The organism is Acidisoma silvae (assembly GCF_020618775.1).
Classification (GTDB): Bacteria; Pseudomonadota; Alphaproteobacteria; order Acetobacterales; family Acetobacteraceae; genus Acidisoma; species Acidisoma silvae.
Genome location: NZ_JAESVB010000011.1, coordinates 1 through 12,696, shown reverse-complemented (window position 1 = coordinate 12,696; position 12,696 = coordinate 1). Strand labels below are relative to the sequence as shown.

The following is a 12,696-nucleotide window of genomic DNA, read 5'->3' as shown; positions in this document are numbered from 1 at the left end:
TTCTCTGCGCGCCCCAAGTCATCAATCCGGGATCGGGATTTTATCCACAGGCCGGTCCGGCCACGAGAGATACGTGAAGCGCCGCAGAAGCTAACTTTCTGTAAACGAAAATATAACGCAATTAACGTTTATTGACGCAAAAATACTATCTATATATCGGGTGTCATGTTTTGCATGGATCTCTTATGTCTCGTAGCCGCAGCCCGAATTATCCGCAACTCAGCCTGAAGGATGCGGTCAATCGCGTTACTGACGTTTATAAAAGCGATTGTCAGACGGAATTGCCGCGCGACCTTGTCGCGGAACGGCTGGGCTATTCCGGGCTGAACGGCAAATCCCTGGCTGTTCTGGGCGCGCTCGGCAAATATGGGTTGATGGAGGGGCGCGGGGACGCGCTGCGGGTGAGCGACCTTGCTTTGCGTATCATCGCCCATCCGCCGGGCTCGCCAGAACGGGCGGCCGCACTCTCGGATGCCGCGACCCGGCCGGACCTGTTTCGTGACCTCGATCAACGTTTTTCCGGAGGCAGGGGCAGCGACGCCGCCATTCGCGCCTTTCTGCTGACCCAGGGTTTTATTCCGCCAGCCGCGGAAACCGCACTGCGCGCCTGGCGGGATACGCAAGCGATGCTGGGGGCCGAAACCCTGATTGGCCCGCCCGAGACCGAGCCGGAACTTCCGCCCAAGCCTGACGAGATTGGACTGCGCCGCGCGGTTTTCGGACTGGCGGAAGGGGAGGTGGTGATTACCGCGCCGGTTTTTCTCTCGCCGGAAAGCGTCAACGACCTTCAGGACTATCTGGACGTCTTCATGAAACGGGCGCGGCGCGAGGCGGGGCTGGCCTAGTTGTTTTTAAGTTATGCGCTACCCCCGAAACGTCTGCAAAAAGAGTGTCAAGGTACAGATTTATGACTTTTCTTCTGGCGCTTCTAAGCCTTAAGATATTTCATGACCGTGATAGATATGCTCGCCCGATGGTCCAGTCGCTCCACGCCGCTGGCAGGCCGCAAAGTGGTATATACTTGCCTCTTCGGCCAGTCCGAACACTGGAATGATTTTCATTACGATCGTCCGCCGAATACGGATTTTGTCTGTTTCACGGATGACCCGACGCTGCGCTCGACATTTTGGGACATGCGCGTGGTCGCAAAAACCAACCAGGACTCGCATCGACAGGCCAAGAATTTCAAGCATCGGCCGCATGCTTATTTCCCTGACCATATCGCAAGCCTCTATCTGGACAATACGGTAAAGCTGCGGGCGCCGGTCAGCGACATTCTTCGCCTGCTCGGCGCAAAGGGCGCTCCTATCATGATGTTTCGTCATCCCTGGCGGAACTGCGTCTATCAGGAGTCCAGGGCTGTTATCGGGGAAAGGTATGATCATGTCGCGTTGATAGAAGCGCAGATGGCAGCCTATCGCGCTGCGGGATATCCGCGCCGGTCTGGGCTTCATGCCACGACCATGATGTTGCGGCGTCATAATGACTCACGGCTCGTGGCTTTCGCAGAGGATTGGCACAGGGAACTGCTCCGCTTTTCCAAGCGTGATCAATTATCCTTCGACTATGTCCGCCGGCTTCACGGTTTAAACGTCCTGCATCTTCCCGGTCGCTTGGACAAAAACCGCCTGATGAAATGGCCCGTGACAAAAAACGATGCCCGCGTTCCGCGTAACTTCGACGCCGCGCGCTACCTGGAATTGAACCCGGATGTTGCCGGGGCCGGGATCGATCCGCGCTTTCACTACCTGCATCACGGTTTCAGTGAAGGGCGCGTTCACGAATAGACGTCAGCATTGCCTCAGGCGTGCGGTGATCCATATTGAGGTGTGATGTCCGCACCTCATCCCGATACCTGGCTGCGCGTGCTGCCCCAGGGGCTCTATTGCGAGCCGGGCGATTTCTTCATCGACCCGCTGCGGGCCGTGGGCCACGCCGTCATTACCCATGGCCATTCCGATCACGCCCGGCCCGGCCATGGCGGCGTGCTGGCGACGGAGGCGACACTCGCCATCATGCGGGTCCGCATGGGCGAGGGGGCAGCGGGGGAGCGGCAGCAGCCGCTCGGCTATCGCACGCCGCTGGATCATCGCGGCGTCGGCATCACCCTGGTGCCCGCCGGGCATGTGCTGGGGTCGGCGCAGGTCGTGCTGGACTGGCAGGGCAGCCGCGTCGTCGTCAGCGGCGACTATAAGCGCCAGCCGGACCCGACCTGCGCGGCTTTCGAGCCTGTCCCCTGCGATGTCTTCGTCACCGAGGCGACCTTCGGCTTTCCGGTGTTTCGCCATCCGGACCCGGCGCATGAAATCGCGAAACTGCTCAAGAGCCTGACCATTTTCCCCGAGCGCACGCATATCGTGGGCGCCTATTCGCTCGGCAAGGCGCAGCGCGTCATCGCTTTGCTGCGCGCGGCGGGATGGGACCAGCCCATTTTCATCCATGGTGCGCTGGCATCGCTCTGCGCGCTGTATGAGGCGCATGGCGTGGCGCTCGGGCCGCTGCTGCCGGCCACGGGCGCGGCCAAGGACACGCTGAAAGGCGCCATCGTCATCGCGCCACCGGCCGCCGCCGCCGACCGCTGGTCCCGCCGCATGAACGACCCGCTGATCGCCCGCGCCTCGGGCTGGATGCGCGTGCGCCAGCGGGCCAAGATGGCGGGCGTGGAACTGCCTTTGGTGATCAGCGACCATGCCGATTGGGATGATTTGCTGCGGACGGTGGATGAGACGCAGGCGCCGGAAGTCTGGGTCACCCATGGCGCGGAGGAAGCGCTGATCCACGCCTTGTCGCTGCGCCAGATCAAGGGGCGGCCGCTGAGCCTTGTCGGCTATGAGGATGACGAGGCGCCGGAAGAGACGGTTGCGGAGCCGGAGGCATGACGCCCTTCGCGGAATTGCTGGAGCGGCTGGTTTTCACGCCCGGCCGCCTCGCCAAGCTTGCCTTGCTGCGGGACTATTTCACCCATACGCCGGACCCCGATCGCGGCTTCGCGCTCGCCGCCATAGCCGGCGACCTGTCCTTCACGGCTGCCAAACCGGCGATGATCCGCGAACTAGTCACCGCCCGCGTGGACCCCACGCTGTTTGCCTGGTCCTATGACTATGTCGGCGATCTGGCCGAAACCGCAGCGCTGATCTGGCCGGGCAGCCGGGCGGGGACAGCGCCGCGCCTGTCGGACGTCGTGTCCATCCTGTCAGATACACCCAAGGCCGCATTGCCGGCCGTGGTCGCGGATTGGCTGGACATGTGTGACGCCTCCGAACGGCTGGCGCTGCTGAAACTCATCACCGGAGGCCTGCGCGTCGGCGCATCCGCGCGCCTCGCGAAGATTGCGCTCGGCGAGATGGCGGGCGTTCCGGCCGACGATATCGAGGAAGTCTGGCACGGATTGCAGCCGCCCTATGGGCCGCTGTTCGACTGGCTGTCCGGGCGCGCGCCAAAGCCGGACGCCGCCGGCGCGCCGGTCTTTCGTCCGACCATGCTAGCGCATCCGCTGGAGGAGACCGATGCGGCGGCGCTGGACTGGTCCGCCTATCGCGCCGAATGGAAATGGGACGGCATTCGCGTGCAACTGGTGGCAACGCCGCAGGGCAGGCGGCTCTATACCCGCACGGCCGAGGATATCTCCCACGGCTTTCCGGAAATTCTGGCGGCGATGGAGTTTCACGGCGTGCTGGACGGCGAATTGCTGGTCATGCGGGACGGCGAGGTGGCCCCTTTCGCGGATTTGCAGCAGCGCCTGAACCGCAAATCGCCGGGGCCGAAAATGCTCAAGGACTTTCCGGCTGGCGTGCGGCTGTATGACATTCTCTTCGATGGTGACGAGGATCTTCGCGCGCTCAGCTTCGATGACCGGCGCGCGCGGCTGGAAGCGTGGTTTGCGCACCATCAGCCGGCCCGCATGGACCTGTCAGCGCTCATTCCCTTCACGGCGCAGGCGGATTTGGCCGAATTGCGCTTCGGCGCGCGGGCGGCCAGCATCGAAGGGCTGATGCTGAAGCGGGGCGACAGCGCCTATCTGGCTGGCCGCCCGAAAGGCCCGTGGTGGAAATGGAAGCGCGCGCCGCTGACCATCGACGCCGTGCTGATGTATGCGCAACGCGGCCATGGCCGCCGGTCCAGCATCTATTCCGACTATACCTTCGGCCTGTGGCGGGAGGACGGCGTTCTGGTGCCGGTCGGCAAGGCCTATTCCGGCATTACCGACCAGGAACTGGCCTTCATCGACCGCTGGGTCAGAGCGCATACCACCTCGCGCTTCGGGCCGGTGCGGGAGGTCGAAAAGGGCCTGGTACTCGAAATCGCCTTCGACGCGGCACAGCGCTCCAACCGGCATAAATCGGGCGTAGCGCTGCGCTTTCCGCGCATCAGCCGCATCCGCACCGACAAGCCGGCGGCCGAGGCGGACCGGCTGGACAGCCTGATCGCCCGCATTCCGGCGGGCGGCCCGGCCAAGGGGGAGGCGCTGGTGGAGGAGGGCGACTAGTTCGCAGCCCCTGCCGGCGGCAGGTTTTCGGCCGTCAGCACATCCGGCCGCGTCGGCTGCACTTCAATGATCACCGGATGATCGACCAGATTGACGGCGATCTGGCCGGTATGCAGGACATGCTTGATCGGCTGATTGCCCAGCATGGGGTCATAGACCGCCATATTGCCGGTGGCGCCCGAAATGGTGACGGTGGCGGAGACGGGAGGATTGACGATCGCCTCATGCGTTATGTTGTTCCAGTCCGCCGGCTCGGACCACAGAATGATGTCGAACTGGCCCGAGGATTTCTGCAACAGCATGGAATGCGCGGTCACCGGCAAATTGGCCACCGAATAGTCCAGCGCGGCGGGTTTGAAACCGGCCTTGCCGGCATCTGCCAAAATGGTCGTCAGATTGTGGATGGCGTCGGCGGCCGGTTTGGGCGAATGGTCCATGCGGAACAGGCCGGATTGCGTGTCGCTGCCGCCATTGGGATAGGCGCTGACCAGCTGGTAGATGAAGGTGCGCGCATTGCCCTGGGCGAAGGCATCCATATACAGATTGAGGTTGTTCTTCGCCTGGGTTGCGTCGTCCACGCCGTCATTCGCCATCGGCACGTTGAAATAGCCGGCTTCGGTAATGACCTTGGGATAGGTCGGCGCCATCAGATATTGCTTGGCGAAGGCGCTCGCGATGCGCGCTGCCGGCTGCTGGCCCTGATAGCTATAGGGATGCGCGTTCGCGAAATCCGCCAACCCGGTCAGGCTATTGGTGGCGTCGAGCCCGGTGTAATAATAGACGGACTTGCCGCGCAGAATGGGCGTCGCATGGACCTGACGATACAGCGCTCGCTGAAAGGCAACGGCCGCAGCCTTGCCGGCCAGACCCTGATAGGTCACCGGACTGTTGTTGGTCTCGTTCGGTCCTTCGATCGCGAAGACGGAACCGGGATGGGCGCGCTCCAAAGTCGCAATCTCATCGGTCGTAATCCCGACGGGCAAAGCAGGATTGACGATGAAATCGAACCGATTGCCCGAGGCCGCCATGGCGTCGATCGCGGTGACGTCGTTCTGATAAGGAATGCCGCCCCGCGGATCGGGGACAGCGTCCCGCACCTGATGGACGCCCAGATATTGCAGGTCGGCGATGACCGAGTCGTAATCGGCGTAGCTGCCGTCTGTGTAGTTGAGATGCGTGTTGACGCCGAGCGACGCCAGGAACTCGGTCGCGGACACGGCCTGCGCCGCCATGGCAGTCGGCGCCAGGCCTGCCGTCAGCACAAACGTAACAGCGCACGACAGAGAAAAGTTTCTTTGTTTCATTGTTCAGCTCCGCGACCCGATGCGTGCGATTTTAGGTTGCGTGGTCTCCGGGACGAGCCGCCAATTGGAGTGAAGCGACGCTGAATGGCTTAGGCCGGCGGATGGCGGGCCTGCACATCCGGTCAGGCCGCCATCCCTCCGATGGCAGGGCGGCTTATGACAATCGGAGGTATGATGGGCAGACAGGGGCGTGCGTCAGGATGATGCCCTGCCCGATAGGCCGCCCCAGGGTTGGGCGCGTTCGGCCAGACCTTCGTCCGCTTGGCAGAGATGGCGATGGCTCAGTGACAATGGGCTTAGGGGCCGTCGCCCCGTTTGGATGAGAGCGTTTCGTATTTTTGCGGAAACGACGTCATTCCCGCGTAAGCCGGATGACGCGACCTGGGCCAAGGCGCTTAATGCGCCTAGACGTCCGGGCTTAGGCCCAGAAGATCCTCGACCGCACGGGCAATATTATGCGCCGTATAGGGTTTCTGCACGACGATGCGGGCCCGATGTTCATTCGGCAGTTGCGCCTGTTCGCCGTAGCCCGAAGCGAAGAAGAAAGGCACGCCCATGTCATATAGCCGCCCGGCGATGCCGAAGCTGGTCTGGTCTCCCAGATTGATGTCAAGCACGGCGAAATCGGGCGTCAATTCGTCCAGCGTGTCATGTGCGGCGTCCGAGGTGGACGCGGTCGCGATCTCGGCGCCGAAACGCGTCATGATATCCTCGGCGTCCAGCGCGATGATCAGGCTGTCCTCCACCAGCAGCACCGTCTTGCCGGCCAGAAGATCGGGCCTGACGGGCGCATGATGCGGGTTTCGCGGCGCCGGCAGCTTGATCGGCGTGCCTTGGAAATTGCGGCGTTCCGATACATGACGGGACGGAATACGAAACTCGGCCCGCACGCCTTCGGGGTCGTATTGAATGCGCGCGGAGCCGCCCAGGTCATAGGGTACCGAACGGTCTATGATGGTCGTGCCGAACCCCTTGCGCGTCGGCTTGCGCACCGGCGGACCGCCGGTTTCCTGCCAGACGAGAATGAGGTCATTCTCGGGATTGCGGTGCCACTTGATATGAACCTCGCCGGAACCTGACAGGCTGCCGTATTTCGTGGAATTGGTGACCAGTTCGTGCATCACCAGCGCCATGGTGGAATAGGCCTGCGGGTTCAGCAGAACCGGCGGCCCTTCCGAGTGAATGGAGCTTTCCTTGGCCGCCGCGAAGGCCGCCGCCTCGGCATCGATCAGCGCCTGCAAGGGCGCCGGACCCCAGTGGTCATCGGTGATCTGGTTATGCGCGCGGGCCAGGGAATGAATGCGGCCGTCCACGACTTTCACGAAATCCTTGACGACCTGCTCATCCGGCTGGGACTGGCGAATGAGGCCGCGGATGACGCCCAGGATATTGCGCACGCGGTGGTTCAGCTCGGCGATGAGCAACTCCTGCCGCGCATTGGCCTGATGCCTTTGGGCGGCGGATTCATCGGCCAGGCGCAGTACGACCTCGATCAGCGTCGCGCGCAGGGTTTCAGCGATGCGCAATTCCGACGCCGAGAACGGTTCGGAATGTCCTTCCACCTTTTCCTGCCATTCGGCGAAGCTTTCGCGCGGCGTCAGGCGTGGGCCGTTCGGCCCGTACTGCACGGGCTTATGCGGATCGCCCGCCCAGCGCACGGAGCTCCGCAATTCCGACCGGAACAGCACGACATAGTCGCGCGGCGACCGCGAAATGGGGATGGCGAGCAGGCCGGAAGCCTGTTCCGCGAAGGGCTGTGCCTTGTCGATCAATGACCCGATATGGTCGGTCGCGTAGACGCGCCCGGCCGCCGTGCCGTTCAAAGCACGGATGATGCGGCGAAAATCGTCGGTCGGTGGGGTTACGCCCGAAAAGGCGTAGCTGCCGTTGATCCAGACGCCGACGCCATGCGCCGGAATGGCATTGGTCAGGATATCGCCCAGCCAGTCCGGGTCGTTCAGCAAGGTTTCGTCCGACGCGACGGCACCCAGCAGCTGGTCCGAGATATCGCGGGCACGGCGCTCATAGTCCACCAGCGCCCGACGCTCCCGGCTTTCCAGCCGCATGGAAAACATCTGGGAAAAGAGCTCGCTGACCGAGCGGCGCTCGAAACTCGGCGCGCGCGGCGAATAATGGTGGCAGGCGAAAAGCCCCCAGAGCTCATCATCGACGACGATGGAAATCGAGAGCGACGCCTCAACCCCCATATTTTTGAGATATTCGATATGGATGGGCGAGACAGAGCGCAGGACGGACAGAGACAGGTCCAGCGGCTTCCGGTTCTCATCCAGTTCCGGCACGATGCCGACAGGTGCTGCATTGACGTCGCGAATGACGCGGAGAAGGTTGCGCTTGTACAGCGCGCGGGCCTGCTGCGGAATGTCGGAGGCCGGATAGCGCAATCCCTTGAAGGAGCCGATGCCGGATTTGCAGGCTTCCGCCACCACTTCACCGGCGCCGTCGGGCGAAAATTTATAGACCATGACACGATCGTAGCCGAGCATGGCCCGCACCTGGCGGGCGCCTTCCCGGTAGAAGCCCGCCATGTCGGGCTGGTTGTCCAGCCGGGTGATCATGGACCGCACCGTGCTGGTCGCGTCCAGATTGCTGTCGCTGCCCGGCTCGGCTTCGATGACGATCTGGCTGCCGGACATATGAATGGCAATGTCGAAGACTGCGCCGTCTGGCCGGATCTGACAGCCGAACAGCCGCTCCACCGTATCGCGCGCATTGAGAAAGGCGACGCGGTTGCGGAGGTCATGCACCAGCCGGGGCGGCACGAAATCGGCCAGCAGATTGCCGATCATCGAGCCGGGCTCGAAGCCCAGGAAGATGCCGATATTGGCCGAGGTGCGGGCGACGATCCAATCCGTGCTGACCGCGATCAGAAAGCCGACGGGCTGGATGGCGCCCAGAAGATGGATCGGCTCGCGATCGCAATTCGTGAGATCGACTTGTGTCTGCTCTGCCGCCAATGTCCGTTCCGCCAATTCGTACCATTCAAGAGGTCGTGTTCGTGAGCAGGAAATCCAGAGATGTCCATCGCCGAAGGCTCCCGCTCAAACCAATGTGATCCTAATCCCTGTCGAAGCCGCGCCTTGCTGCGCGGGCCGCGGCCGCTTAGGGTCCGGCCATTGGACGAATAGGGTAGTCGGGCATGGCTAGGGTCAATCGCGGTTTGTTTGCGGCTGTCGCGGCAGGCGTTTTGGCCTTGGCGCTGCCGCTTGGCGCGGCGCGGGCTGCCGGCGCGCCGGCTCTGGTGCCGCTTTGCGCGTCCTGCCATGGCGATCAGGGTCTATCGGCCTCGCCGATGATCCCGAACCTCGCCGGGCAGCAGCAGGGCTATCTGTCCAATGCGCTGCACGACTACAAGGCCAAGCAGCGCCAGGGCGGATCGGCCGCGATGATGATCGGTCTGGCCGCGCATCTGAGCGATGCCGATATTGCCGCGCTATCCGCCTATTACGCTTCGCTTAAGCGCAACTGATAGGGCAGGGGATGCCGATCCCGTTTTATGCCTGCATGGTCGCCGCCGCGACCGCCTTTCATCTGCCCATCCATGCCTTGCCCGCCATTCAGCTGGCCGAGGGCGGCTGGGTGGGCGCGGCCCAGCCGAACAAGGACGGGTCGCATGATCTGGGGCTCATGCAGGTCAATACGCGCTGGATAAAACCCGTTTCGAAGGCAACGGGCCTGCCGCCGCAGACGGTCGCGACCCGGCTTATTCTTCAACCGTGCTTCAACATCACAGTCGCTGCCTTCATCCTGCGCAATTACCTGGATGAGGAGCATGGCAATATGTGGCAGGCGATCGGCGACTATCACTCCCACACGCCGGGTCTTGCTATCGTCTACAAATTGCGGGTCATGCAGGAGGCGCTGAACCTGCCGCCGCTGCCAGCGCCTGCGCGTCATGCGAAACCGCATGTCAAAGCGCATGGCCATCATCACAGGACTGAGGCGCTCGCCGCCGAGCAGTTGGCGGATTGACCAGCGGCTTTGCCTAGGCGGAGCACCGCATCAGCGGGTTGAGTGCGGCATTATGTTCGGATTGGGATAGCTCCCGGAATTGCTTTGGCGTTTTGCCGAACATCTTGGTGAATGCCCGCGTAAACGCACTGTGTTCCGAATAGCGCAATCTTGTGGCAATGTCGCCGATACAAACTTCGGTTTCCGCCAAGTAATATCGCGCGGTCGTCACGCGCAGATAGTCCGTCACATCGGACTGCGTCAAATCCAGGGCCGCCAATCTGCGGGCCAAAGTCGAGCGGCTGAGAGCCAATTCCTGAGTCACTGCCGCTAGACCTTTTGTGCAATCCACAGCATATCTGCGGACACAAAAGGCGATGCGCGGAACAAGCGCTTCATAGCGCGCCCATTCCGGCCCATTCAATGCGCCGAATTTCGCGCCGCTGTCAGGAAGCACGCAGACATGGCTTAAGGCCGCTTTCGGCAGCATGATCGCCGCATGTCGTGTCACGCCAAAACTCGCGGACATTCCCAATTGTTTTTTGATGCGTTCTTGATCCGATCCGCGTAGATGCGGGAAGACGACACTCCTCGGCCAAAGCTCATATGGCAAGATCATGCGCAGCATCTTAACAAGGCTTGCCAGGATCAGTTCCGGCAATTGCCGCCGGCGTTCGTCGAGACCGTTCCAGTATTGGTATTCAAAAACGGCTTCATCGCCCTCAATCGTCAGAAGCAGTTTCGCGTCGCTCTGCATGGCGAAGAATTGCTTCGAAAGATCCCGAATCAGGCTTAGCAGTGTGACGTCTTTTCGCGCTGGGATGATGGCGCTTATCGCCTCGAGCAAGGAATAGGTCATCCCGATATCGATACCGAGCACGGGGTCACGCATGCTCCGCGCGGCATTCTCAAGAAGCCCGCTGACATGAATGGTACTGTACTCTGCTGCAAAATCGCTAGAATGTCGCGTGGGCTCGCGGTTGCCGAGAAGACTGATCGTTTTCTGTCCTAGGCTTTCAAGGATATGATCACCCAGGTGACGGGCCAAAACGCCGCTTTGGGTGATTTTGATCTGGGTGAGGCTATTCGCTTTCGGGGTTAGTCCGACGACAGGAGCGTTACAAAAGGTGGGAATAGCGTGCGATATGGCGCTCATGGCAGCTTGCTTGGATTGCAGAAACGTTTCATAGGCCGGGATTATCACTATTCCGTTATAGCGGTCGCGCTCCCCTATAACGCTCGGAAGTTAAATGAAATGCCCTATGATTACCCAATAAGGCTTACACCTTCGCGCGTTTCAATCCGATTGACCGTTGCTTGAGGCAATACTTTGATCTAGCGACGTATTCGTCGCTTTTATTGCAAGTAGCTTGCCCAAACCTTCTTAAAGTCGCCAGCTCAAAACGAAAGCGGTCAAACCCATATCAATATTTTATATAATTTCGGGCATTACGGTTAATGGCTTGCGATCAACGGAAACCAATAAGTATTTATCCAGGAAATCTTGAAGGGCAACATCGGCCGAGGTTGAGGCCGGATCGCATCAATTGGGGCAGATCTCCTGCCTAGCGGGCGCCATCGTTCAGGCCTGCCCAAAGCCTAGGGTCGAAGCGAAAGGCGCGTTGGCCGATAATATGCGCGGCTGATGCTTTCGGATGCCGGGGATTAAGCAGCAGGTTATGGCTTTCCGGCACGATGGCCGAAGGCACGCGCAGGACGGGCGAGCGCATTTGCCGCAACCACAGATCACCAAAGGCTTTGGGATCGGCCGGCATGGTTGGCATAGTCTCGACAGGCCGATCATCCAGATCGACAGAGACCAGACAAAAATCCTCGGGCAGCAATTCGGGCGGCAGGTCCAGATGAACGCGCACTTCCAGCACGGTCAGCGCCGCCGTCTCGGCCAGATAGACCAGCGGATGGCCGGGGCTATTCCAGCGTCCACCATACAAAGCGGCCCCCTGACCGGATAGATCGGCATAGGCTTCGCGACAGAGACGCCAGGCGATCATGGAAGAGGGGGCTCAGTCCGGCTGGCAGCGTCAGGCGGCGATGCCGTGGCCGATACGGCCGAGCAGGTTGTCCACCCGGCGCGCGCCTTCATCCGTATCCAGCAATTCCAGTGGTTTTTCGCCGGCCAAAGCCGCTGTCGGCCGGCGCAGCCAGGCATGGGCCTTCGCTGCCGTGCCAAAGGTGTCCTCCGCCGCCGCGATGAGCCGCGCGACGCGCACCAGCCGATCGGACTGTTCCGGTGTCAGTGAGCCGAGTTTGCGGCGATTCATCAGCGTCTTGCGCGGCAGCACGATACGGTCGAGTTCCGCCAGGGTCAGCCGGCCGCTGCCGAGAATGAATTCGATGGTCGAAACCGGCAGGCCAAGGCGGATGCGGGGGATGATGTCGCTATCCCCGCCCAAGGCAGCGGTACCGCCGATGACATCCAGCATATGCGTGGCGTTCGGGAAAAGCATGGAACTGGTGGTGTTCATTGACCGCCTCCTGGCGATATGCACCTTATAGTCGTGCATATCGCCAGAAACAAGCTTTTTCGCCTCTGGCACGGCCAAGTCCCAGACCGATCCATAGTGAAAGCCCAGAAGGATCAAACGCCTATCGCAAGGCGCAGCCGTGGAAGCGCTGGAGCGCGCACGGGTTTACGCCATGGTCGGCGGCGACCTCGATGCGCGGGACGACTTGCCAAGTTCAGCTTGGGTGCCGTCCGCGACAGCGATGCCGAGCATCGCATTGAACCGTCAGGGTCGCCGGCGATAGCGCTCTCGTCAACGCGCGTTTAACGATGCACGTTGAAACGGCGGCGGGTGCCTTGCAGCAGCATTTGGAGGGGGGCATCTGGAAGATATTGGCCCATCAGCCGACCATCATTGCCAGTCAAGCTCATTCGGCCAGGATCGTGTTTAACATAATATATCTTCTGCGGTA

The 12,696-nt window shown here is 61.5% G+C and carries 11 protein-coding genes; 6 read left to right on the top strand and 5 right to left on the bottom strand.

Annotation, left to right across the window (positions count from 1 at the left end; translation table 11 throughout):
- Positions 1 to 185 precede the first annotated feature (185 nt).
- From ASILVAE211_RS18445 to ASILVAE211_RS18430, 4 genes are all read left to right on the top strand, one after another.
- Positions 186 to 845 (top strand): hypothetical protein, encoded by a 660-nt coding sequence (locus tag ASILVAE211_RS18445; RefSeq protein ID WP_227322830.1) that lies wholly within the window; start codon positions 186 to 188, stop codon positions 843 to 845.
- 102 nt (positions 846 to 947) lie between these two features.
- Positions 948 to 1,787: a glycosyltransferase domain-containing protein gene (locus ASILVAE211_RS18440; protein WP_227322829.1), complete on the top strand. Its 840-nt coding sequence runs from the start codon at positions 948 to 950 to the stop codon at positions 1,785 to 1,787.
- Positions 1,788 to 1,832: 45 nt separating this feature from the next.
- A complete protein-coding gene (locus ASILVAE211_RS18435) occupies positions 1,833 to 2,879 on the top strand; it encodes a ligase-associated DNA damage response exonuclease (RefSeq protein ID WP_227322828.1) in 1,047 nt (348 codons plus the stop codon).
- Positions 2,876 to 4,486 carry a cisplatin damage response ATP-dependent DNA ligase gene (locus ASILVAE211_RS18430; RefSeq protein WP_227322827.1) on the top strand — a complete coding sequence of 537 codons (1,611 nt, stop codon included), beginning with the start codon at positions 2,876 to 2,878 and terminating at the stop codon, positions 4,484 to 4,486. Before ASILVAE211_RS18435 ends, ASILVAE211_RS18430 begins: the two co-directional genes overlap by 4 nt.
- Here ASILVAE211_RS18430 and ASILVAE211_RS18425 read toward each other — a convergent pair.
- On the bottom strand, positions 4,483 to 5,790 hold the full coding sequence (locus ASILVAE211_RS18425) for a hypothetical protein (protein ID WP_227322826.1): 1,308 nt from the start codon (positions 5,788 to 5,790) through the stop codon (positions 4,483 to 4,485). The two genes, ASILVAE211_RS18430 and ASILVAE211_RS18425, sit on opposite strands and share 4 nt — an antisense overlap.
- A 404-nt stretch (positions 5,791 to 6,194) precedes the next feature.
- Positions 6,195 to 8,765 (bottom strand): HWE histidine kinase domain-containing protein, encoded by a 2,571-nt coding sequence (locus ASILVAE211_RS18420; protein WP_227322825.1) that lies wholly within the window; start codon positions 8,763 to 8,765, stop codon positions 6,195 to 6,197.
- Positions 8,766 to 8,947: 182 nt separating this feature from the next.
- On the opposite strand from ASILVAE211_RS18420, the gene ASILVAE211_RS18415 reads away from it, so the two are divergent.
- Together ASILVAE211_RS18415 and ASILVAE211_RS18410 are read left to right on the top strand one after the other, a co-directional pair.
- Positions 8,948 to 9,277 (top strand): c-type cytochrome, encoded by a 330-nt coding sequence (locus ASILVAE211_RS18415; RefSeq protein WP_227322824.1) that lies wholly within the window; start codon positions 8,948 to 8,950, stop codon positions 9,275 to 9,277.
- A gap of 11 nt (positions 9,278 to 9,288) precedes the next feature.
- Positions 9,289 to 9,780 carry a lytic transglycosylase domain-containing protein gene (locus tag ASILVAE211_RS18410; protein WP_227322823.1) on the top strand — a complete coding sequence of 164 codons (492 nt, stop codon included), beginning with the start codon at positions 9,289 to 9,291 and terminating at the stop codon, positions 9,778 to 9,780.
- Positions 9,781 to 9,793: 13 nt separating this feature from the next.
- Here the strand turns inward: ASILVAE211_RS18410 and ASILVAE211_RS18405 are convergent, their stop codons facing one another.
- The 3 genes from ASILVAE211_RS18405 to parS all read right to left on the bottom strand — a co-directional run bounded on the left by ASILVAE211_RS18405 (position 9,794) and on the right by parS (position 12,245).
- On the bottom strand, positions 9,794 to 10,915 hold the full coding sequence (locus tag ASILVAE211_RS18405; RefSeq protein ID WP_227322822.1) for an AraC family transcriptional regulator: 1,122 nt from the start codon (positions 10,913 to 10,915) through the stop codon (positions 9,794 to 9,796).
- 409 nt (positions 10,916 to 11,324) lie between these two features.
- Positions 11,325 to 11,771 (bottom strand): RES family NAD+ phosphorylase, encoded by a 447-nt coding sequence (locus tag ASILVAE211_RS18400; RefSeq protein ID WP_227322821.1) that lies wholly within the window; start codon positions 11,769 to 11,771, stop codon positions 11,325 to 11,327.
- A 30-nt stretch (positions 11,772 to 11,801) separates the two neighbouring features.
- Complete coding sequence (gene parS / locus ASILVAE211_RS18395; RefSeq protein ID WP_227322820.1) at positions 11,802 to 12,245, bottom strand: type II RES/Xre toxin-antitoxin system antitoxin; 444 nt, start codon at positions 12,243 to 12,245, stop codon at positions 11,802 to 11,804.
- Positions 12,246 to 12,696 lie beyond the last annotated feature (451 nt).

Excerpts from the sequence above, each read along its gene's own strand:
- ASILVAE211_RS18445 (WP_227322830.1), top strand. The coding sequence starts at position 186 with ATGTCTCGTAGCCGCAGCCCGAATTATCCGCAACTCAGCCTGAAGGAT.
- ASILVAE211_RS18440 (WP_227322829.1), top strand. The coding sequence starts at position 948 with ATGACCGTGATAGATATGCTCGCCCGATGGTCCAGTCGCTCCACGCCG.
- ASILVAE211_RS18435 (WP_227322828.1), top strand. The coding sequence starts at position 1,833 with ATGTCCGCACCTCATCCCGATACCTGGCTGCGCGTGCTGCCCCAGGGG.
- ASILVAE211_RS18430 (WP_227322827.1), top strand. The coding sequence starts at position 2,876 with ATGACGCCCTTCGCGGAATTGCTGGAGCGGCTGGTTTTCACGCCCGGC.
- ASILVAE211_RS18425 (WP_227322826.1), bottom strand. The coding sequence starts at position 5,790 with ATGAAACAAAGAAACTTTTCTCTGTCGTGCGCTGTTACGTTTGTGCTG.
- ASILVAE211_RS18415 (WP_227322824.1), top strand. The coding sequence starts at position 8,948 with ATGGCTAGGGTCAATCGCGGTTTGTTTGCGGCTGTCGCGGCAGGCGTT.
- ASILVAE211_RS18410 (WP_227322823.1), top strand. The coding sequence starts at position 9,289 with ATGCCGATCCCGTTTTATGCCTGCATGGTCGCCGCCGCGACCGCCTTT.
- ASILVAE211_RS18405 (WP_227322822.1), bottom strand. The coding sequence starts at position 10,915 with ATGAGCGCCATATCGCACGCTATTCCCACCTTTTGTAACGCTCCTGTC.
- ASILVAE211_RS18400 (WP_227322821.1), bottom strand. The coding sequence starts at position 11,771 with ATGATCGCCTGGCGTCTCTGTCGCGAAGCCTATGCCGATCTATCCGGT.
- parS (WP_227322820.1), bottom strand. The coding sequence starts at position 12,245 with ATGAACACCACCAGTTCCATGCTTTTCCCGAACGCCACGCATATGCTG.